This is a genomic window from Chryseobacterium daecheongense (assembly GCF_003729955.1).
Classification (GTDB): domain Bacteria; phylum Bacteroidota; class Bacteroidia; order Flavobacteriales; family Weeksellaceae; genus Chryseobacterium; species Chryseobacterium daecheongense.
In genome coordinates this window covers 1,186,202-1,205,883 of sequence record NZ_RJTX01000001.1, presented here as the reverse complement: position 1 = coordinate 1,205,883, position 19,682 = coordinate 1,186,202, and the positions used below count along the sequence as shown (strand labels likewise).

24 protein-coding genes and 1 riboswitch are annotated in these 19,682 nt (G+C 35.1%); of the genes, 14 read left to right on the top strand and 10 right to left on the bottom strand.

Features of this window, described 5'->3' with window-relative positions; translation table 11 throughout:
- Positions 1-7: 7 nt before the first annotated feature.
- Entirely contained in the window at positions 8-337 is a 330-nt protein-coding gene (locus EGI05_RS05565) for a PadR family transcriptional regulator (RefSeq protein ID WP_029295092.1), read from the bottom strand.
- 208 nt (positions 338-545) lie between these two features.
- Positions 546-1,886, bottom strand: coding sequence for a cytochrome P450 (locus EGI05_RS05560; protein ID WP_123262057.1), 1,341 nt, complete (start codon positions 1,884-1,886; stop codon positions 546-548).
- Between the two features lie 119 nt (positions 1,887-2,005).
- Between EGI05_RS05560 and EGI05_RS05555 the strand changes: the two genes are divergently transcribed.
- Both EGI05_RS05555 and EGI05_RS05550 read left to right on the top strand, forming a co-directional pair.
- Complete coding sequence (locus tag EGI05_RS05555; protein WP_123262056.1) at positions 2,006-2,698, top strand: XAC2610-related protein; 693 nt, start codon at positions 2,006-2,008, stop codon at positions 2,696-2,698.
- Between the two features lies 1 nt (position 2,699).
- Positions 2,700-3,290, top strand: coding sequence for an HD domain-containing protein (locus EGI05_RS05550; protein WP_123262055.1), 591 nt, complete (start codon positions 2,700-2,702; stop codon positions 3,288-3,290).
- Between the two features lie 42 nt (positions 3,291-3,332).
- On the opposite strand, the gene EGI05_RS05545 is transcribed toward EGI05_RS05550, so the two are convergent.
- The 3 genes from EGI05_RS05545 to EGI05_RS05535 form a co-directional block, all read right to left on the bottom strand.
- Positions 3,333-3,716: an acyl-CoA thioesterase gene (locus EGI05_RS05545; RefSeq protein WP_123262054.1), complete on the bottom strand. Its 384-nt coding sequence runs from the start codon at positions 3,714-3,716 to the stop codon at positions 3,333-3,335.
- 112 nt (positions 3,717-3,828) lie between these two features.
- Positions 3,829-4,007: riboswitch (cobalamin riboswitch) on the bottom strand.
- Between the two features lie 50 nt (positions 4,008-4,057).
- Positions 4,058-4,858: a hypothetical protein gene (locus EGI05_RS05540; protein ID WP_123262053.1), complete on the bottom strand. Its 801-nt coding sequence runs from the start codon at positions 4,856-4,858 to the stop codon at positions 4,058-4,060.
- A 224-nt stretch (positions 4,859-5,082) separates the two neighbouring features.
- Positions 5,083-5,541 carry a hypothetical protein gene (locus EGI05_RS05535; protein ID WP_123262052.1) on the bottom strand — a complete coding sequence of 153 codons (459 nt, stop codon included), beginning with the start codon at positions 5,539-5,541 and terminating at the stop codon, positions 5,083-5,085.
- A 311-nt stretch (positions 5,542-5,852) separates the two neighbouring features.
- On the opposite strand from EGI05_RS05535, the gene EGI05_RS05530 reads away from it, so the two are divergent.
- Positions 5,853-6,896: a T9SS type A sorting domain-containing protein gene (locus tag EGI05_RS05530; protein WP_123262051.1), complete on the top strand. Its 1,044-nt coding sequence runs from the start codon at positions 5,853-5,855 to the stop codon at positions 6,894-6,896.
- 30 nt (positions 6,897-6,926) lie between these two features.
- Here the strand turns inward: EGI05_RS05530 and EGI05_RS05525 are convergent, their stop codons facing one another.
- Positions 6,927-7,424, bottom strand: a complete 498-nt coding sequence (locus EGI05_RS05525) for a YcxB family protein (RefSeq protein WP_123262050.1) — start codon at positions 7,422-7,424, stop codon at positions 6,927-6,929.
- 17 nt (positions 7,425-7,441) lie between these two features.
- Positions 7,442-9,589, bottom strand: a complete 2,148-nt coding sequence (locus tag EGI05_RS05520) for an endonuclease MutS2 (protein ID WP_123262049.1) — start codon at positions 9,587-9,589, stop codon at positions 7,442-7,444.
- A gap of 132 nt (positions 9,590-9,721) precedes the next feature.
- On the opposite strand from EGI05_RS05520, the gene EGI05_RS05515 reads away from it, so the two are divergent.
- Both EGI05_RS05515 and EGI05_RS05510 read left to right on the top strand, forming a co-directional pair.
- A complete protein-coding gene (locus EGI05_RS05515; RefSeq protein WP_123262048.1) occupies positions 9,722-10,228 on the top strand; it encodes a GNAT family N-acetyltransferase in 507 nt (168 codons plus the stop codon).
- Between the two features lie 97 nt (positions 10,229-10,325).
- Positions 10,326-10,967: a uracil-DNA glycosylase gene (locus tag EGI05_RS05510; RefSeq protein WP_123262047.1), complete on the top strand. Its 642-nt coding sequence runs from the start codon at positions 10,326-10,328 to the stop codon at positions 10,965-10,967.
- Here EGI05_RS05510 and EGI05_RS05505 read toward each other — a convergent pair.
- The 3 genes from EGI05_RS05505 to EGI05_RS05495 form a co-directional block, all read right to left on the bottom strand.
- Positions 10,954-11,442 (bottom strand): hypothetical protein, encoded by a 489-nt coding sequence (locus EGI05_RS05505; RefSeq protein ID WP_123262046.1) that lies wholly within the window; start codon positions 11,440-11,442, stop codon positions 10,954-10,956. The genes EGI05_RS05510 and EGI05_RS05505 overlap by 14 nt on opposite strands.
- Positions 11,443-11,448: 6 nt before the next feature.
- The gene (locus EGI05_RS05500) at positions 11,449-11,937 is read right to left on the bottom strand and encodes a DUF456 domain-containing protein (RefSeq protein WP_123262045.1); all 489 of its coding nucleotides are present in this window, start codon (positions 11,935-11,937) and stop codon (positions 11,449-11,451) included.
- A 74-nt stretch (positions 11,938-12,011) separates the two neighbouring features.
- The gene (locus EGI05_RS05495) at positions 12,012-13,181 is read right to left on the bottom strand and encodes a hypothetical protein (protein ID WP_134197349.1); all 1,170 of its coding nucleotides are present in this window, start codon (positions 13,179-13,181) and stop codon (positions 12,012-12,014) included.
- 339 nt (positions 13,182-13,520) lie between these two features.
- Between EGI05_RS05495 and EGI05_RS05490 the strand changes: the two genes are divergently transcribed.
- The 9 genes from EGI05_RS05490 (at position 13,521) to EGI05_RS05455 (ending at position 19,568) form a co-directional block, all read left to right on the top strand.
- A complete protein-coding gene (locus EGI05_RS05490) occupies positions 13,521-14,786 on the top strand; it encodes a mechanosensitive ion channel family protein (protein WP_123262043.1) in 1,266 nt (421 codons plus the stop codon).
- A gap of 123 nt (positions 14,787-14,909) precedes the next feature.
- Complete coding sequence (locus EGI05_RS05485; RefSeq protein ID WP_123262042.1) at positions 14,910-15,629, top strand: pyridoxine 5'-phosphate synthase; 720 nt, start codon at positions 14,910-14,912, stop codon at positions 15,627-15,629.
- A gap of 3 nt (positions 15,630-15,632) precedes the next feature.
- Entirely contained in the window at positions 15,633-16,034 is a 402-nt protein-coding gene (locus tag EGI05_RS05480; RefSeq protein WP_123262041.1) for a hypothetical protein, read from the top strand.
- A 3-nt stretch (positions 16,035-16,037) separates the two neighbouring features.
- A complete protein-coding gene (locus EGI05_RS05475) occupies positions 16,038-16,823 on the top strand; it encodes an alpha/beta fold hydrolase (protein ID WP_123262040.1) in 786 nt (261 codons plus the stop codon).
- Between the two features lie 117 nt (positions 16,824-16,940).
- The gene (locus EGI05_RS17890; protein ID WP_134197351.1) at positions 16,941-17,072 is read left to right on the top strand and encodes a microviridin/marinostatin family tricyclic proteinase inhibitor; all 132 of its coding nucleotides are present in this window, start codon (positions 16,941-16,943) and stop codon (positions 17,070-17,072) included.
- Positions 17,073-17,078: 6 nt separating this feature from the next.
- Positions 17,079-17,285 carry a microviridin/marinostatin family tricyclic proteinase inhibitor gene (locus tag EGI05_RS05470; RefSeq protein WP_123262039.1) on the top strand — a complete coding sequence of 69 codons (207 nt, stop codon included), beginning with the start codon at positions 17,079-17,081 and terminating at the stop codon, positions 17,283-17,285.
- A 39-nt stretch (positions 17,286-17,324) separates the two neighbouring features.
- Complete coding sequence (locus EGI05_RS05465) at positions 17,325-17,519, top strand: microviridin/marinostatin family tricyclic proteinase inhibitor (RefSeq protein WP_123262038.1); 195 nt, start codon at positions 17,325-17,327, stop codon at positions 17,517-17,519.
- 92 nt (positions 17,520-17,611) lie between these two features.
- On the top strand, positions 17,612-18,556 hold the full coding sequence (locus tag EGI05_RS05460) for an MvdC/MvdD family ATP grasp protein (RefSeq protein ID WP_123262037.1): 945 nt from the start codon (positions 17,612-17,614) through the stop codon (positions 18,554-18,556).
- Between the two features lie 4 nt (positions 18,557-18,560).
- Positions 18,561-19,568: an MvdC/MvdD family ATP grasp protein gene (locus EGI05_RS05455; protein ID WP_123262036.1), complete on the top strand. Its 1,008-nt coding sequence runs from the start codon at positions 18,561-18,563 to the stop codon at positions 19,566-19,568.
- Positions 19,569-19,682 lie beyond the last annotated feature (114 nt).

Sequence of the window (19,682 nt, the reverse complement as noted above, 5' to 3'; positions counted from 1 at the left end):
TTGTTTTTTAATTTTTTTGAGTGATTTGGTTTACTGAATCTGTTAATTCGTTCCAGGTATTTTGAAGTTCATCTAAAAACAGCTTACCTTTTTCTGTAATCTGGTAGTATTTTCTTGGTGGGCCTCCCGTTGATTCTTCCCATCGGTAAGAAAGGAACTCACCATTTTTCAATCTTGTTAAAAGGGGGTAGAGTGTTCCTTCTACTACGTCCAGTTTTCCTTTTTTCAGTTCATCTATAAGGTCGGAAACATACATTTCGCGATGATTGATGAGACTTAAAATACAGAATTCCAGAATTCCTTTTCGCATTTGCGCTTTGGTATTTTCAGTATTCATCTTTAATAAGTTTTTAATGAGGTTATATTTTAGAAATCTGCTCCTAGCTAGTTGAGCCTATTCTAATTTTACATTACAAAGATATGTAAATAGAATGGTATTATGCAATACAAAGTAGTGAAAAAATATAAAGAAATATTGTAACTTATTGAAATTCAGTTTAATTATTTTTAATGCTTAATTTTTTGAAATAAGAATTTTGGTGGAATCAGGTCAAATTTTTAATAATTTTACCTTTTAAGCTGGTCGTTCTTAACGTGACTAATGCTTTTTTCTCCAATTCTTTTTGATAGGAGATAAACCTGAAGTTTTTGTAGAATTTACGTACAATGAGAACCATTTCCATCATGGCAAAGTGCTCACCGATGCAAAGCCGTGGACCAGCTCCGAAAGGATAGAAGGCGAAATTCTTGGCATTTTCGTCATCGAAACGTTCCGGAATAAAGGAATTGGGATCATTCCAATATCTAGGGTTTCTGTGTAAGCCTGTAATATAAAGTATAATTAAAGTGTCTTTTGGCCAGGAATATTCTTGAAAGCTATCATTTTCCAAGGCTTGGCGATCTATTGCCCATGCCGGAGAATGGAGTCGCATCGCTTCTTTAATGACATTTGAAGTGAACGATTTTTTCATTAAACTTTCAGGGGTGAAAACTCCTTCACCCTCTTCCAAGATTTCCTTTTTTAATTTACGCTCAACTTCAGGATGCTGGCTGATTTCAAAAAAGATAAAACTTAATGCATTTGCCGTTGTTTCATGCCCTGCGATGAAAAGAATAAGCATTTCATCAATGAGTTGTTCATCAGACATCGGAAGTTGCGTGTCCTCGTACCGGGCTTGAATAAGCATATCCAGCAAATCATTTTTTTCCTCTCCCGAACTTCTTCGTTTATCCAAAACGCTTTGAATGATGGCTTTTGATTTTTTACTTTTTTTAATTGTTTTATCAATAACCCCAAAGATTTTTAAGATTTGAGAATAAAAAGGTAAACGAACTTCTTTCGCAAAAACCTCCTGAACTTCAGTAATGATTTTGCCGAGTTCTTTAACCTTATTTTCATCAATATCCGAGCTGAAAAGGGTTTTTGCAACAATATTAAAAGCCAGTGTATGAAAAAATACATTCAAATCAACTTCCGGTTCTTTGTCAAATGATTGAAAAGCAGCATCAATTTCCTCTTCCATGATGGAAACCAGACTGGCAATTTTTATTTTGCTAAATCCGGGTTGGATCAATCTTCTTTGTTTCAGCCAATCTTTTCCATTGTTTGTCAGTAAACCATTTCCGAGGTATTTTCCTAAGGTAAAAGATTGTATTTCAGATTTAAAATAGTTTTTATGATTTTGCTTTAGAATATATTCAATGAATTCTTTATCCTGAGAGAAAATAAAGTTTTTGTTCGTCAAAGTAGCTTTGATATAGTAATTGTCTCCGGCAATTTCATGGTTTCCGCTGATCACTTCCAAAGGGTTTTTTACCCCTTTCAATAAAGAATATAATTTTCTTTTTCCCTTAATTTCTGTTGGATAATTGAATGCTGAAATCATATCGAATATTTACATTAAAAGTACGATTTATCCTTCATATAAATGATTGTAAAGGACAAAAGCTTTATTTTTGTACAGAATTTGATCTTAAAATTCGACTATAATTGAAAAACACACCTATGAAACATATTCAATCTTCATTACTTTTTATTCTTTTGGGGTCATCCTCAGTTTTTGCTCAAAATCAGTTTGAATTAAAAGATGCTTCAAAAAATTATGATGTGAAAATGAAGGTGGAAACCTATGCAAAAGATGAATGCAGTGGAAAAGGAATTATCGAATTGTTCGATAAAAAGACTTCTAAAAAATTCCAAACTCTTACCTCTGACAATTTATTTTTCTATTTAAATGAAGAGCAAAAACCGACGGCAAACATTATTCAGTTATATAATGAACAAAGCCCGTTGATTTTTGAAGACTTTAATTTTGACGGAACAGAAGATGTGGCCATCAGAAATGGTAATGAAAGCGGCTACAGTGGTCCTTCCTATGATGTCTACGTATTTAATATTACCAGAAAACAATTTGTTTTGAGTGAAGAACTCACCGCTCTCGCTCATGATAACCTGGGAATGTTCAATACAGATCCTGAACGTAAAAGATTGATTACCTATTCCAAATCTGGTTGCTGTTGGCATCTGACCACAGAATACACCGTGCTTCCACAAAGAGGATTATTTAAAGTATATGAATTGGAAGAGGATGCAATGGGCGGTGAAAAAGTAAAAGTGACCAAGAAAGAATTCATTAATGACAAATGGATTACAAACATCAAAGAATACCCAATACAAGAATATTATAAAGAAAATTAAGATGAAGATACAGAAGGAGATCGATTTTATTTTAGCCGTTGATGCTTTAAAAAATGTACAGAGAAGAAATTACAATGCAGATGATTCCAGAAGAGAAAATACCGCAGAACATTCATGGCAGATCATTATTTTAGCCCAAATCCTTTATCCGTACGCTAAAAACAGAGCAGATATCGATTTGCTGAGAGTGATAAGAATGCTTTCCATTCATGATTTGGTGGAAATAGAAGCCGGAGATACATTCCTGTTTGATGAAGAGGCGATGATCGGGAAATTTGAAAGAGAAAAATTATCCGCACAAAAAATCTTCGGGATTTTAGATGAGCCTTTACGCACAGAACTCTTTGATCTTTGGATGGAATTTGAAGAAGAAAAAACTCCGGATGCTATCTTTGCATGCTCTATAGACCGGATTATGCCTTTTATTCTGAATTCACATACATCCGGAAAAAGCTGGACAGAAGCTAAAGTAACGGAAAGCCAAATCAGAAAAATGCTTGAAAATGCCATCAGCAGAGCGTCGGATGAGATGGGAGAGGCTTTTGAGTTATTACTGAACAGAAGTTTAGAGACTGAAAAGGTTTTAAAATAAAATAAGTTTCGGCGGCCGAAGGCCGCCGAAACTTCTCAGTATTTATAGTATTTGGATTGGTTTCTTGAATTCGTCGATCGCCACGAAAGTAAAATCTCCAACAATCGCTCTTTCTCTTTCATAGGAATACATCTGTTCCGTATAAATTTCAACGTTTACTTTCATACTGGTGGTTCCTACGTGAATGACCTTTCCTACCAATTCAACGATGGTCCCGGCCGGAATAGGTTTTTTGAAATCAATTTTATCGCTGCTTACGGTTACTACTCTTTTTCTTGCGAAGCGGGTAGCGGTGATGAAGGCTGCTTCATCCATCAGCTGCATAGCTGTACCTCCGAAAAGAGTGTCATAGTGATTGGTAGTGTTGGGGAAAACCGCTTTAAAGATTCTGGTTTCGGATGCTTCAATTCTTTCTTCTGTAGTCATATTTCATTATAATATTAAAGCGAAATGAAATAGATCAGAACAAACAGAATAATCACAGGAACCGAATTCCTGAAACATCCATCAGATCAATCAACTTCAATCGCGAAAGTTTATTGTAGTAAAGAAAAAGGCAGGTCTCCTGACTTGTACCCTCTTTATTTCCTTCCCATGCATGGCACAGTGGTTCAATAATAAAGATGTAGGATACTTACAGTTGCGCGACAGTTCGTGATTTTCACACGATTCCCTTTTAACCTGCAGCTAAGCAGTACCAATTTCTAGATGAATAAGTATTACACTTTTCAGTGACAAAAATAAGAATAATCCTGAGAATTCCTATATTATTCAGGATTTTTAAAAATAATCTGGCTTATAGCTCTTCCTTCTTTGATGGTCCAGAGTGTGGTATATCTGTTTTCACCAGAACCATTGATCATGTAGAGGAAAATGTGATCATTGTCGAGAGCGGTTACTTCTACTTTATCGAAATCCATCGTAGGCTGAAACATATTTTTAATAGCATCTCTCACAAATACAGAGCCTCTTCCAGGTTGTTGTACCCGTATAGATTTGATTTCGGTTAGATCTTCGGGAAGTTCTTTGCCAACTCCCCAGGGTTTTACTTTATCAATTTTAGTGATATTTCCATTGGTATCCTTTTCCTGTTTCTTAATCTTTGCATAGGAAGGATAAATATCAATAATGACTTTGGTTCTCTGGTTTCCTGGAATTTTCGGATTGGTATCATCCGTGAAGATTAAAGATTTTCCGTTTTTCGACTTAGATGGTGTGAATTTCGGCAGCTGATCAATAAAAGCAATACGCTCTTTATTCACCATGCCTTCTTTACTAAGGCTGTCATATCTGACAAAAGGCTTTTCCGTATCATCTTTTTCAGGATATTGAATCCAGATCCATTCAGTTTCTCCAGGAGCAGGTTTTACGTATACAAAGACATCACCCGTTTTCATACGGATCTTATCCACGATCTTTCTGTAATCATCCTTATGAACACGCACCATCGCATAACCTTCCTCAGCTTTTACCACTCCAAAAGGAACTTTATTCTGAGCCTTAACAGAAGCTAAAGAAAAAATACTGAAAATAGATATGTACAATGTCTTATTTACGGAAATCATCATGAAAAATTTTTAACCAGTCAAATATATAAATTAAATGCCTTTGAGATGATAATTATATATTTGCTTTTATTCAAATTTTATTGCTATTAAAAAATAATGTGGGATCTTGTATTTGTAATAAAGCTTTTCCGGAGGAACCCCTGATTGTGCAACTTCACAATAAGCTTCACTTTTATCTGGTCTTACATAAGGCATCATATAAGCCAGAAAATAATTTATACTGTTCAAATTAATCGGAAGTTGTGTTTTATTTTAGAACCGAAAAAACTTTTCAACGCAAATTTATCTTTTTCAGAAGGTTGTACAGTATATTTTCTTTCCGAAGAGAAACCATTAAATTGAAACTGAATTTTAAAATAGTTAAAGTCTGTCATCTTGGTTAATACGGCAAAAGATAAACTGTCTGTTTTTATTCTGAAGTATTCATCCTCTTTTGAATCAAAAACAATATCTGTTTTGGAGAGTTTCCCTTGTTTAAATTCTTTAATAATAATCTGATAATTTTTGCCTTTCAAACTATCTGATTTAATATTGAACTTTTGATTGCTTATTCCTTCAAAATATAAAATATGTTGCAGATCGTTGAAATCAAGGCCATCCTTCGTCTCGATTGTGGCATTTGATTGTCCGAAAATTTGATATCCTAAAAAAGATAGTATCAAAAGGAAGAATTGTTTTTTCATATTTCTGGATTTTCATTGGTGAAATTTAAATTACCACGTAACCTCTTTGTTGGATTCTCTTCAATTCATCTACATTACTCATCATTTTGAAAGTTCTATCTCCCGGTTTACAACCACCTTATTCTCAGCAATTTTTTCGATGGAATCATTAAGTTTTAACCGTTCAAATATATAAATTAAATGATTATAAGATTGTAATTCAGGTAATTAAAAACTTTTATGCCAAGATTGTCATATTTGATTGCTAAAAGATAATAATATTTTTAAATTTTTTAATTAATTTTCAAAAACATAATAAATACCCCAAAAGTATGGTAAAAAATTTATTTTATTTCTTTCTTTTTCTATCAGGAATCTCATTTTATCAAAGTAAAGGTTTTACAGATGAAATAGTAAACATCTATACAGTTCCTACCAATGTAGCTGCTTCCAATATTACATTTACTTCTGCGAATATCACTTGGGATCCTATACCTAGCAATCAGTATATCCTTGAGTTCAGACCAGTAGGAGCCTCAACCTGGATCAATATGTATGTAGGTTCTATTACCGCATTTAATCTTGTCACGTTGCAGCCCTGTACAGCTTATGAATTGCGGATACGGGATGCCGTTAATACAAATGATGTTTCCGAGTCTATTTTTTTTGTGACCAGTTTAGATTACTGTGCATCGTCATCTGTAAATTCAGGAACCTATATTTCAAATGTAAAAGCAACTCCTTCAGGTGGTGCTCAAATCAATAATAATTCAGCGGCATCCGGGTATTCAAATTTTTATAATAATTCTGGACTTCAAATGCAATTCATACTGGGAAGTACAAATAATGTTCTTTCTGTAACCAAAGCCTGGTCCGGTGCTCAAAGCGCAACTGCAGCAAGTGCGTGGATTGATTTTAACGGAAATGGTATCTTTGAATCTGCAGAGCGCATTATGGATTCCGCTGTAAGCCTCACTTCACCGGTAACTGCTAATTTTACGGTTCCTTCCGGATCTATGTCCGGCGGAAATTGTGGAGTTACTATGAGGGTAATTGTAAGTTCAGGAACCATCACATCAGCTTGCGGTACATTTCCTGTCGGAGAAGTGGAAGATTATAAAGTCGCTTTTGTGAATGGAAGTTTGTCAGCCGCAGAAGCCTCAAAAAATAAGAAATTACCTGTTTATCCTAATCCTGTTTCAGATATCTTATATATTTCCGGCATTTCTTCTGCAACCGATTTTGAGATTTATAATGCGGTTGGACAGAAAGTGGATGAAGGAAAAACTTCAGATCAAGTAAACGTTCATCATCTGATCAAAGGAACCTATTTTATACAGATAAAAGATGAAAAAATAAAATTCATTAAAAGGTAATAGAAAAGGGAGTATGACTCCCTTTTTTTATTAATCATTTCTTAGATATGCGATTATGGCACTGTTTTTTATAATATTTCTAAGCTCTGAAATCTGTTCTTTTGTAAAATCCTTTTTTGGAATGAAACTTTTTGTTTTTGAGTCGTAATAAATTAAAAATAAGCTTTTTAATTCTTTTATCTGAATGATGGTTTCCCATTTTATTATACTTTCAAAAGTAGCCGCTTTTATAATTATTCCTTCATTAGAAAAAGTGCAGATTGTTTGTTTTCCAATATTTTTATTTGTTCTGTATATATTTTTTAATTGGAAATATTTAAAAATAAGTATACCTATTAGAAATAATAGAATAGCAATTCCTATCAAGAAATTTTGGAAATTAAATTGATAAAAAATATTTGAAATAAAAATTAAAATGCAAAAAACAAATGAGAATATTAAACTTAATTTAATGAAAATATCTTCAAAAAGTATATCTATATTAAGTTTTAAATATTCCCTAAAAGTTATCTGTGTTTTTACAGTCATCTTATATAAGTAATTAATTAAATCCTTTCCAGTTCATCCGCATTAATCGTAGTTTTGAAAGTTCCATAGTTCACAATTACTTTGTTCTTAGAAATTTTCTCTATAGTTCCCACACTTGTACTTCCGGTAATACGAACACGCTGTCCTACTTTCATCCAAAGCGCACGGTCGGTTTTACGTTTTTCTTCCAGTTTTTCGTTGGTTTCCGCTATCTTCTCAATTACTTCTTCCTTTTTCAGTTGTTGAGTGATCTTTCTTTTAACCACCTGAAGACGTTTGCTTTCATCTTTATCAGCTCCAATTTTCCTGAATTTTTCCTGCTCCAATAGTTTCACGAAATCTTTCACTACATCCTTTCTCGATTTTCCTTTCGTATAGCTGTCAATAAAAGCTTCAATCTTGTTTCCGAACTGAAGTTTTCGATGTTCCTCTTCATATAATTTTTGGAAATTATACAGCTTTTGCTGAAGCTGGTCATTCAGTTTTTGAAGGTTATCCCGTTTGTCTTCTACAGATTCTTTTCTTTCTGCAAGATCAGATTTCAGCTTTTCTACCTCGAATTTCTCCTGCTGAAGCTTAACAATCGTCTTGTCTAGGTTCACAATATCATGTTCCACCTTTTTCTTGGCAGAATGAATAATAAATCTCGGAATTTTATTCTTTTCAGCAACTTCGAACGTGAATGAACTTCCGGCTTGACCTACCTCCAGCTTATACATCGGTTCCAGCGTCTCTTCATTGAACAGCATTGCTGCGTTCTGAGCATTTGGAAGCTGTTCTACTACAAGTTTGATATTTGTGTAATGCGTTGTAATGATCGCAAAACTCTTTTTATCATAGAAAAATTCAAGGAAACTTTCTGCTAAGGCTCCACCCAATTCAGGATCAGAACCCGTACCAAATTCATCAATCAGTAAAAGCGTATTGGCATCGGCCTCACGGATGATTCCGGACATTTTCTTTAACCTTGATGAATACGTGGAAAGATGATTTTCAATAGACTGGTTGTCACCAATATCCGTCATGATCTTCTCAAAGAAAAACATTTCGGATTTCGGGTGTACCGGAACCAAAATTCCACTCTGGATCATTAGCTGAAGCAATCCAACCGTTTTTAAGGTAATCGATTTTCCTCCTGCATTTGGCCCGGAAATACAGATAATTCGGTTATGTTCCGTAAACGTAAGCGTTTGCGGGAATATCGTTTTGTTTTCCGCTTTATTCCTTAAAAATAATAAGGGGTGGAAAGCGTCTCTTAATCGTAAGGTTTTATGGCGGTTGATTTTCGGTAAAACACCGTTGATCAGTTCTGCAAATTTTGCTTTAGCTCTCGTAAGATCAAGATCGAAAATATATTGCTGATATCTCCAAAGCTGAGGCTGGAATTCTGCCAATTCAGCGGTAAGCTGTCTTAAAATCTTATCAATTTCCTTTTTCTCTTCCTCTTCATTTTCGCGAAGCTTGAAATAGTGTTTCACTACAGAATCCGGCTGGATATATGTGATGGAACCTGTTTTGGAAAGTCCTAACACTCTCCCGGGAACTCTTTTTTTGAATCCTGATTTTACAGCTAAAACCCTTTGATCATCAATAATAGTTTCGCGGATATCATCCAGAAATTCGCTTTGTCCGTAATTGAATAAGGCTCTGTTGAAATTTTCCTGAATTGCTTTTTTGGCCACCTGGATTTCCGCTCTTATTCCTTTTAAAATGGGTGAAGCTTCACTTTTTACTTCCCCGAATCGGTTAAAAACCTTATCTACTTTATCAATAATTTCCTTTCTGAACTCCAATACGGCAGCATCTTCCATTAACGTAGGGAAGGTATCCGGCATTGTTGGGAAAAACTTTTGCAGTTTCCCGATCTGTTCCGTAATAGTTTTTATTTTAATGAAGGCATTGTTTTCCAGTCGGAAATTTTCAATCAGCATTAATTTCAGTTCACTTTCAATATCTTCATACTCATCAAACGGAATTGCATTTGAACTTTCAAAACTCGATAAATATTCCGACGTTTTTTTCAAAGAAAGTTCCGCCTCGTCAATTCCCATCGGACGAAGTTGAAGAATTTTTTCTCTTGTTTTCGGAGAATACGCAAAGGGAGAAATTTCCGCCAGTAATTGCGGAAACTCTAACTCGTTTAAATCTTCTTTATTTATATACACACTGCAAATTTAGTGAGAAAATGTTAATTGGATGCTGTGCCCATTTGAAAATGAGTTAATTTGAGAATTAGGGATGACTTTTAGTAAAAGCTTTTGTGCCTTTTGTGGTTAAGTTTTTATTACATTTGAAATATGAAACTAGAAACCGAACGATTGCTTTTAAAAGAAATCAATGAAAATCATGTTGAAGATATCTTGCGGATCCGAAGTAATGAGATCATCAACCAATATGTGCACAGAAATCCACCTAAAAATAACTATGATGCGTTGGAATTTATTTTAACGATCAGGAAAAGAACGGAGAATAACCAGACTTTCTATTGGGGAATTTCTTTAAAAGATCAGCCCAATCTTATCGGGACCATCTGTCTCTGGAATTTTTCTGAGGATCGGAAGATTGCAGAAGTTGGTTACGAATTATTGCCGGAATATCATAGACAGGGAATTATGTCTGAAGCATTGTCTGCGGTTTTAGATTTTAGCTTTAATGAATTACAGTTACTAGAAATTGTAGCGATGACCCATAAGCTTAATGAAAACTCAAAACTGCTTCTTTTGAAACATCATTTTGTGCTGGAAGAAAGCAGGGAAGATGAAGGGTTTCCTGATAATCTTGTTTTTAGTTTAAAAAATCAATAGGTTGTGATCCAACGAAGAAAGAATCAATAAATAAGATTCTTCATTGCATAGAAGTAAGTATTTACAATTATTAAATTAGCTCATTTTCAATTATAATATGACCTGGACAGAAGTTTTAGCCCCAATCAAGAAAACAGAATATTTTAAAAATCTTTGGGAAAAAGTAAAGCAGGAATATGCTACTACCAAAGTGTTTCCGCCTAAAAATCAGATCTTCAGAGCACTGGAAATCACACCTTTTGAAGATGTTGAAGTAGTTATTATCGGGCAAGATCCCTATCATAATGATTATCAGGCGAATGGTTTGTGCTTTTCTGTTTCCGAGCAGGTGGCAGCACCGCCTTCGCTTAAAAACATTTTTATTGAACTGAAAGATGATCTTGGAGTGGTGAGGACGTCCAAAGAACTTGATGACTGGGGAAGGCAGGGCGTACTTTTGTTGAACGCTACTTTAACAGTTCGTGCCCATTCTCCGAATTCCCATAAAGATTTGGGCTGGGAAAAATTTACAGATTTTATTATTAAAGAGATTTCGGATAAAAAAGAAAATGTAGTATTTGTATTGTGGGGAGCTTTTGCACAAAAAAAAGCCGAACTCATCGATCCGGCTAAACATTTTATTTTAAAATCGGCGCATCCGTCACCTTTTTCTGTTCACAGGGGATTTTTTGGAAGCAAGCCTTTTTCAAAAATTAACGAATATCTTGTTTCAAAAGGGAAGAAGCCTATCGTATGGTAGGTTTCGGTCCGGTTTCTTTTATTCTGATCCCGATTTTATATTTTCCATTTAATGCTTTTGCTCCGCCTTCCGCGTTAGGATAGGGGGTAATCTCGGCTAAGGAAATCGTATAATCATTAAATTCGGCAGAGGAAAATAGATTTTTCCCCGCATCATCCATAGTTGCCAAACGCAGTGTTACAGGTCTTGTTGCCGTTCCCATTACTTCTACTTCCGCAACCGCAGCTCCAGCCCAGATACAGTGTACTCCTTTTGGACAACGGCTGTCTTCGGAAACTTTTTTGAAGGTAACATTCATGTCATATTCCTTCAGAAATTTATTTTCTCCTTCATTGAAATAGATAACGCTTCCTTCTTTACTCATAGTCTTTGTTTCTACTACGGGGGTTTTTGTAGATGTTTTCGTTTCCTTTTGAGCATTACAGCTCGCTAAGGCTAACATTCCTAAACTCAATATGATGGCTTTATGTATCATAATTTTTTAAATAATATTAAGCATATCTAATACTACTACCAAAAACATTGCCACACCTACCACGAAACTGAATCCGGTTCCGTAAATAAATCCTATCAAAGCTCCCTTGGTAGATTTCCATGCTTTATTCATGTCCTTGCTGTCATGAAGCAATTCCCCTACAAATACGCCGGCAAACATCCCGATCAAAAAACCAACAGGCGGAAAAAACATTCCGATAATAGTCCCGATAACGGAACCGATGCTTCCCCAACGCGTCCCGCCATATTTTCTGTTGGTTTTAGCTGGAATTACATAATTAAGAACAGCAGATATCACAGTAAGAATTCCAAAAACCCAGATATAGATCATGGAGAGATCCGAATCTGTCCCGAATTTATAAATCAGTAAACCGCAAAGACTCAGAACCAGCCCCGGTAAGATAGGAAGAAAAGTTCCGATGATCCCAAGCAGCAATAAAATAAGACAGACAATATTGATTAATGCTATATCCATAAAGTGATTTTATACTGCAAGATAAAAAAAAGAGGCTTATAAAAAGCCTTCTTTCATATTTGATATCTTAAAAATTAAAGATTAAGAATAATGTATTGAAGAATCAGTCCTGAATTTCCGATGTTACCGGAAGCATGATTATGGAACGCAGTATAGAAGATATTTCCGCTATTGGAACTACCGTTACATGCACCCATACTGTCTCCATGTGCCTGATGAGCAGCCCAGGAACTTTGAGGAATAGTAATGGTGACAGGATTGCTTCCCGAAGGGTTGTGGCAGATCGTAATCCATCCATTGGTAGAGCTGTTTCCTATAGCAACTTGGGTTGCATTAGGGTCGTGGTACTTGTTAGTTTTGATCATCAAAGCCTCATTGTTATTTTTTACCATGACATCCCAGAAGGTGGTATCATACATATTGATTTTTTGCCATGAACCCAGATCAAAATGAATATTCAATGTATTAAATCCTAAAGCATTCGCAAGATTCACATCCGTAATTGAAGTATTATTGATGGTTCCAGATACTCCAGTGTTTATTGAACATAATTTAGTGTCCGGAATAAATCCTCCTGCCATATTGCAAGCCGTAGAATTGGAACCTCCGCCGGTAAGATAAGCTACAGCCCAGTCAGAGGCATATAAACTTCCTCCGTTGCTTACAAAGGTGGAAAGATTATTGTAAACCGCCGGATCATCTGCTGTAATACCCGGTTTGGAACCACAATTCAGGAAAATAACATCATATTGAGCTATGGTACTCATCACTTTCAGATCATTATAAGTAATCTGTGTTAAAGTATATCCCAATCCGGTAACTATACTCTCGATATCATCATAAGTACCTTTTACATAAGCCATATTGGCAACCTGATTTAGCTTTGTAACCGTGTTGTCCAATACTGTCGTTTCATTTTTTTTAATGTTGACATTCACTTCCGTTCTAAAGTTGGAACCATTTCCAGTCTGAATACTGACTATATGGGCTCCTTCGGGAGCTTCCAATGTAAACTCTCCATTGGCACCGGAATAGGCGTAATACATTTTGGAATTTTCATCAAATGTGAAAACCAATGCACCTCCGATCTCTTTTGCACCATTTTTGGAGAGTACTTTTCCGGATACTTTGCCCATTGGGGTAGCTGGGGTGGTAGTTTCATTGACCTCAGTAGTGTCGTTGCTGTTACAGCCAATGAATAGAAATATCATTGCCGCAATAAGAAAAAAGTTGAGTTGTTTCATATTATTGAATTTTTTATGGTTTGTTTTTATTTTGTGCATAACAAATATAATAATTATTTAAAAATGATGTAAGTAAAAATTGTTTTAATTATTAAATGTATATGTTATTTTGTATTAATGTGTGGATAATACAATGTATTGCTTGTGTTTGTTATTGAAATTTATCAATTTTTCTAGTCAAATATTTAATTTTATTAAGGTTAATCATAGATAATTAAAAAAATACAATAGGGGTAAATAATAATTGGATTGATAGTGATGGAACAATGTATCCTTATACGGATGTGACTTGCTAACTTTATTTAAGAAATATATTCTTTATTTCCTAAATTTGCTATAATGAATGATAAGTTAGAAGAAACAAAAGATTTTTTGCAAGAGTGGAGTGAACCGCTTTACAAATATATAAGCCAGATTTCTCCAACTGGCTTTGAATGGGTATTTCATCTTATCGTTAAAATGATTTTACTCTGTGGGATTTTTCTAATAATTGATTTTGTTTTTAAACTCATTATCAATAGTGTCTTCCGTATTTTCCGAAATCAGGAAAAATATCCGGTTATTAAATCTATTTATCAGTCTAAAATCACAAACTCAATTGCTCATTTAGTTGCACTACTGATAATAGGAAGTATACATGAGTCTATATTTTCAGGAGCTTTGAAGAATACGACAAAATTCATTATCAGATCTGTAAATTTAGGAATGGTTCTCATTTTCGCTGGAATGCTCTATCGTGGTCTCACTGCTTTTAGAAATTATTTCACCATAAAGCAGGATTTCTACAAAATCATGGCTCTTAATGCCATTTCGGAGACCGTAAGAATTCTGGGTATTTTTCTTTTCTCAATTGTTGGGATATGTGTGATTTTTGGAATCAAAGGGACTACAATTGTAGGAAGCTTAGGAGCAATTACTGCAGTGCTGGTGTTGGTTTTCCGGGATACGATCTTAGGATTTGTAACGGGAATTCATGTTTCTACCTCCAAAAGCATGAAAGTGGGAGACTGGATCAGCATACCCAAATACAGCATTGAAGGAAACATATTAGATATAAGCCTTCTGACCACCAAAATCCTAAATTTCGACAAAACGGTTTCAACGATTCCTACCTATGATTTATTGACTACAGAGATCAAAAACCTTCAGGTAATGTCTGAATCCAATACAAGAAGGATTAAAAAATCCATTTATTTTAATATCAATTCTTTTAAATTTTTAAGTGATGAAGATATTGAAAGGCTGAAAGGAATTAATCTTATTTCAGATTATCTTGAAGCCAAAACCACAGAAATAAAAAAGGAAAAAGAAAGCATTGCCAACAAAGATAAAGTGATCAACGGAAGCCAGCTTACCAACATCGGGGTATTCCGGTATTACGCCCAAAGATATATTGAGAATGATCCTGATGTAGATAAAGAAGGTGCCATGATGGTGCGTCAACTGGAAATTACGCCGCAAGGTTTGCCATTGGAAGTCTATTGTTTTGCGAATGACTCAAAGTGGGAGCATTTTGAACAGATCCAGGCAGATATTTTCGATCATCTATTGGTAGCATCCAAAGAATTTGATCTGCAGGTAATGCAGGTAAGTGTAAAAGTATAATTAATAAGAATTAGAAGTTAGAGATTAGAAACTAGAAATTGGTTTATTCTACATTGAACTCAGAAGAATTAAACCTTTGGATTCTAACATCTAACTTCCCATTTCTAACTTCTATATAAAGAAATGACAAAACTAAGTGTAAACATTAATAAAATTGCAACCTTAAGAAATGCGAGAGGAGGCGATATGCCAAGTGTAACGGAAGCTGCAATTAAAATTCAGGAATTTGGAGGTCAGGGAATCACCATTCACCCGAGACCGGATGAAAGGCATATCACCAGAAAAGATGTCTATGACCTGAAACCGATAGTAACCACGGAATTCAATATTGAAGGAAATCCGCACCGTCCGTTTATCGATATGGTGTTAGAAGTAAAACCGGAGCAGGTGACTTTAGTCCCTGATGCAGATGATGCCATTACTTCCAATGCAGGTTGGGATACCATCAAACATCTGGATTTTCTTACAGAAGTTATTGCTGAATTTAAAAATGCGGGAATCCGTACATCCATCTTTCTTGATCCGAAGCCAGAGTTGGTAGAATACGCAGCAAAAACGGGTACGGATAGAATTGAATTATACACAGAAGCCTATGCCAAAAATTATCCCATTAATAAAGAGCAGGCTATAAAATCTTATTATGAAACGGCTGTTGTGGCTGCGGATTTTGGATTAGGGCTTAATGCGGGGCATGATTTAAGTCTTGACAACTTGAAATATTTTGCGGATAATATTCCGAATTTGCTTGAGGTTTCCATTGGGCATGCTTTAATTTCAGAAGCATTATATATGGGGTTGGAAAATACCGTGCAGGCTTATTTGAAAAGATTAGCGGTTTGGTAGGGCATGAGTGAATTTTGTACACCTTTACCGGAAAATAAAAAACAGTATATCGGGGATATCGGAAAGATTCTTGTTGAAGATTACGGTAAAAAAGAATATTACAAACCTCAAGAAATCAAAGAAGCCAACAAAAAAAGCAGATGGTATAGCGGAACGGATTACTCTTGCTGGTCAATGTCCGTTTTCTCTTCCCATGATGATTTTGATGCCTATCATAAAAGTACAGGTGAGGTTTGTGATTATGTTGAAATGAAACAGGCAATGCTGAGTGGTATTTCAGTGGATAGCCTGGATTTTGCATCTCTTGATGCTTCCGGTGCGGATATAGATATAGACTCATCATGGCTTGATTTAGGTGCATTTTTTGAGGCAATAGGTGATTTTTTCTCATCATTTTCAAATTAAAATATGGATAATACAATACTACATTCAAAAATATTCGGCGAAAATCTTTCGTCAACTCCACTTTTGGTATTTCATGGTCTATTTGGAATGCTGGATAACTGGGGAAGCTTCGGTAAAGATATGGGTGAACTGCTTCCGGTTCATTTGATTGATTTAAGAAATCACGGAAGAAGCTTTCATTCCGATAGCATGACGCATGATGATCTGGCCAATGATATTGCTCAGTATATGGAGCATTATGGAATTCAGAAAGCACATGTTTTAGGACACTCTTTGGGCGGAAAAGCAGTGATGCAGTTTGCGATAAAATATCCGGAAAAAGTTGAAAAACTGATCGTGGTGGATATTTCACCAAAGGCATATCCTCCACACCATCAGGGGGTGATCAAGGCACTGGAAAGCGTGGATTTCAATACCGTGAACTCAAGAAGTGAGGTGGAAGCGGTTTTGAATCAATACATTCCTGAGAAATCAACTATTCAGTTTTTAGCTAAAAATCTGTATTGGGACGACAATAAGAAGCTGAATTGGAGATTCAATCTTAAAACGTTATCCGAAAAATACAATGAATTTGTTTCCAATGCGATTAAGTTTGGGGTTTTTGAAGGACCAACGCTTTTCATCTCCGGAGAAAAATCCAATTATATCCTGCCTCAAGATGAATTTGCCATCAAGCAACAATTTCCGAAAGCTAAAATTGTGGTTGTAAAAAATGCAGCGCACTGGGTACAAGCTGATAATCCCGTAGAATTTAGTCAGATTGTCAAGCAATTCTTAGGCTTGGATTAATTTGTTTTTTCCATAATTACAAATAAGTTAAAATTTTCTTAAAACAGTGAATTATTAACTGAGTGTATTAAATAATTTGTACTTTAGAGTAACCAAATTGTTAAAAATATTAGTATTATGGAAAAGAAAAAATTAAAAAAGCCATTATTTGCTACATTTTTAGAAAAACAAATTAAAGACCCTCAAACCATCAAAGGAGGAGTAAATACTATTACATGGCCACACATTGATATTCCAACTACAAGCTAAAATACCATGAACAAGAAAAATTTAAAAAAACCTTTCTTTGCTTCGTTTTTAGAAAAACAAGTTAAAGAACCTGAAAAGGTAAAGGGAGGGGGTTCTGTTACCTCGGCCCTTCAAGATAGCATTACTTCGGCTCTTCAGGACAATGTAACACGTCCGGGCGGAGATCATGTGACTCTGAAATATCCATCCGATAGTGATGAAGCTGTAGACTAACAAAAACTTAAATCAACCACCAAAATCAAATTGTCAATTATGAAAAACAAGAATTCAAAGAAAAAGCCTTTTTTCGCATCATTTTTAGAAAAACAACTTAAAGATCCTGAAAAAATAAAAGGAGGAACTGATGTTACCATCCCGGAAAGAGATGCTGTTACAAAACCGATTTATGATGTAGCGCATACCATGAAATATCCTTCTGACGGGGATGAAGAAGTACAATCTGTATAAGATGAGTTGTTTATATTAGAAACATATTAACAAAATCATATTTAAAAGGAAACTTAAGCACTAAGTTTCCTTTTTTAATAAAACCTCTCTCCATGATTCTCTGCATTACTCATTCTCAGGACTTTTATACCATAGATCTTTTCTTTCACTATCTTTCTTCCCAGAATATTCCTTATTTCAGGCTGAATTCCGACCGTATGAACCACTTTCAAAAAATCAGTATCAATGAACATTTTTTTGAGCTGACAGATGAAGACGGAAATACCATCAATTCCCGGGATATAAAAGCAGTTTGGCATAGGAAATCCTGGAAGATAAAAGTTCCGGAAGATCTGGATGAAAATTATGAGAAAATTTTCCTGAATGAATATGGCAGCTTAAGATATAATCTTTTTACCTTATTGGAAGATATTCCCTGGATTAATCCTTATGAATATGAAAAAAAGGTGGATGCCAATAAGTTATACCAATTAAAAACAGCCAAAAAAAATCATCTGCTTATCCCGCAAACTCTTTTTTCCAATGATGAAGAGAAAATAACAGCCTTTTTTCATGAACACTGTAATGGAAAAGCAATTGCTAAACTTCATGGCGCACTTGCTAAGTCTATGGACGCCGAAAATTTCTTATCAACGACTATTATAGAAGAAGACAGCCTGGAATTTATTTCGGATATTGCCTATTGTCCAATGATTTTCCAGCCTTATATTGACAAAGAATATGAATTAAGAATTGTTTATGTTGACGGGGAATTTTTCACGGGAAAGATCAATAGCAGTGGAATGGCAGACTGGCGTATCAACCAGGAACATTTATTTTGGACATCTTATGAGCTTCCGGTGGAGATCAGGAATAATTTAACTTCCATGATGAAAGAAATGGGCCTCTTTTTCGGAGCTATAGACATGATCAAAGGAAAAGACGGTAACTATTATTTCCTGGAAGTGAACCCACAGGGAGAGTGGGGAATGCTGCAAAAAGATTTAGGATTCCCGATCGCAGAAAAAATAGCAGATAACCTTATCAAAAGAATATAGACCAATGAACAAAACAATATTAATTATTACCCATACACAGGATAACTTTTCCATTGAAAAAGTAACAGAATATATTAAGAAAAATGGTTTCGAAGTGATACGTTTTGACGTAGACCTGTATCCGCTTCAGAATAAATTATCCACCGTTTTCCAAAATGGCGAATGGAAAACTATACTTGAAACACCTGAAAACAAATATCGTCTAGATGATATCACTGCAGTGTGGTACAGAAGAGCCTATAATATCGGAAACGGTTTAAAAGAAGAATTGGAACCTAAATTTTTTGGCGCCGCAATGGGCGAGGTCAGAAATACCCTTTTCGGCTTTTTGGAATCCATTGATGCATACTCTTTAGGAAAACCAAGTGTTTACAGAAGATTGGACAGTAAGGAAGAGCAATTGAAAATTGCCAGTAAAATAGGATTTACAATTCCGGAAACATGCATCACCAATAATCCGGATGAAGCCAAAAAGTTCATCCTTGCCCATAAAAATGTGATCGGTAAAATGCAAACAGGTTTTGCCATTTATGAAGATGGAATAGAAAATGTGGTATTTACCAATGTGATCAAAGAAGAAAATCTGGAAGAGCTGGATTCTCTGGTATACTGCCCAATGCAGTTTCAAAAAAAGATCGAAAAGAAAAAAGAATTGAGAATTACCGTGGTAGGAGAAGACATCTATGCATTTGAAGTGGATTCTCAACAGTTTGATGATGCCAAGGTAGACTGGAGGAAAGACGGCATCAACCTAATTGATAAATGGGTGAGAACAGAACTTCCTGCTGAGGTTGAATCCAAGATTCTTGAGCTTCTGGATACCTACCATGTAGATTATGGAGCAATAGATATGATTGTTTCTCCCGAAAATGAATACTATTTCATAGAGATCAATGCGGCAGGAGAGTTCTTCTGGCTTGATAACCTTACAGAAGATAACCTGATTTCCAAAAGCATTGCGGATGTTTTATGTGATAAAGCTCCAAGAAGAAATAACAGAGTTATGGTTTAAAACTTTTATGACTTTTGTGGGGATTCTGCATTAAAAATCGCAACTTTGCAGAAGCAACCATTCACTGTTTTTGAAGGATTGCTGAATAAAAAATAATGTCATAATTTAGTCAAC

What these genes read in the sequence shown, in the direction of transcription:
- EGI05_RS05565 (WP_029295092.1), bottom strand. Translation starts at nt 337, where the DNA reads ATGAATACTGAAAATACCAAAGCGCAAATGCGAAAAGGAATTCTGGAA.
- EGI05_RS05560 (WP_123262057.1), bottom strand. Translation starts at nt 1,886, where the DNA reads ATGATTTCAGCATTCAATTATCCAACAGAAATTAAGGGAAAAAGAAAA.
- EGI05_RS05555 (WP_123262056.1), top strand. Translation starts at nt 2,006, where the DNA reads ATGAAACATATTCAATCTTCATTACTTTTTATTCTTTTGGGGTCATCC.
- EGI05_RS05550 (WP_123262055.1), top strand. Translation starts at nt 2,700, where the DNA reads ATGAAGATACAGAAGGAGATCGATTTTATTTTAGCCGTTGATGCTTTA.
- EGI05_RS05545 (WP_123262054.1), bottom strand. Translation starts at nt 3,716, where the DNA reads ATGACTACAGAAGAAAGAATTGAAGCATCCGAAACCAGAATCTTTAAA.
- EGI05_RS05540 (WP_123262053.1), bottom strand. Translation starts at nt 4,858, where the DNA reads ATGATGATTTCCGTAAATAAGACATTGTACATATCTATTTTCAGTATT.
- EGI05_RS05535 (WP_123262052.1), bottom strand. Translation starts at nt 5,541, where the DNA reads ATGAAAAAACAATTCTTCCTTTTGATACTATCTTTTTTAGGATATCAA.
- EGI05_RS05530 (WP_123262051.1), top strand. Translation starts at nt 5,853, where the DNA reads ATGGTAAAAAATTTATTTTATTTCTTTCTTTTTCTATCAGGAATCTCA.
- EGI05_RS05525 (WP_123262050.1), bottom strand. Translation starts at nt 7,424, where the DNA reads ATGACTGTAAAAACACAGATAACTTTTAGGGAATATTTAAAACTTAAT.
- EGI05_RS05515 (WP_123262048.1), top strand. Translation starts at nt 9,722, where the DNA reads ATGAAACTAGAAACCGAACGATTGCTTTTAAAAGAAATCAATGAAAAT.
- EGI05_RS05510 (WP_123262047.1), top strand. Translation starts at nt 10,326, where the DNA reads ATGACCTGGACAGAAGTTTTAGCCCCAATCAAGAAAACAGAATATTTT.
- EGI05_RS05505 (WP_123262046.1), bottom strand. Translation starts at nt 11,442, where the DNA reads ATGATACATAAAGCCATCATATTGAGTTTAGGAATGTTAGCCTTAGCG.
- EGI05_RS05500 (WP_123262045.1), bottom strand. Translation starts at nt 11,937, where the DNA reads ATGGATATAGCATTAATCAATATTGTCTGTCTTATTTTATTGCTGCTT.
- EGI05_RS05495 (WP_134197349.1), bottom strand. Translation starts at nt 13,181, where the DNA reads ATGAAACAACTCAACTTTTTTCTTATTGCGGCAATGATATTTCTATTC.
- EGI05_RS05490 (WP_123262043.1), top strand. Translation starts at nt 13,521, where the DNA reads ATGAATGATAAGTTAGAAGAAACAAAAGATTTTTTGCAAGAGTGGAGT.
- EGI05_RS05485 (WP_123262042.1), top strand. Translation starts at nt 14,910, where the DNA reads ATGACAAAACTAAGTGTAAACATTAATAAAATTGCAACCTTAAGAAAT.
- EGI05_RS05480 (WP_123262041.1), top strand. Translation starts at nt 15,633, where the DNA reads ATGAGTGAATTTTGTACACCTTTACCGGAAAATAAAAAACAGTATATC.
- EGI05_RS05475 (WP_123262040.1), top strand. Translation starts at nt 16,038, where the DNA reads ATGGATAATACAATACTACATTCAAAAATATTCGGCGAAAATCTTTCG.
- EGI05_RS17890 (WP_134197351.1), top strand. Translation starts at nt 16,941, where the DNA reads ATGGAAAAGAAAAAATTAAAAAAGCCATTATTTGCTACATTTTTAGAA.
- EGI05_RS05470 (WP_123262039.1), top strand. Translation starts at nt 17,079, where the DNA reads ATGAACAAGAAAAATTTAAAAAAACCTTTCTTTGCTTCGTTTTTAGAA.
- EGI05_RS05465 (WP_123262038.1), top strand. Translation starts at nt 17,325, where the DNA reads ATGAAAAACAAGAATTCAAAGAAAAAGCCTTTTTTCGCATCATTTTTA.
- EGI05_RS05460 (WP_123262037.1), top strand. Translation starts at nt 17,612, where the DNA reads ATGATTCTCTGCATTACTCATTCTCAGGACTTTTATACCATAGATCTT.
- EGI05_RS05455 (WP_123262036.1), top strand. Translation starts at nt 18,561, where the DNA reads ATGAACAAAACAATATTAATTATTACCCATACACAGGATAACTTTTCC.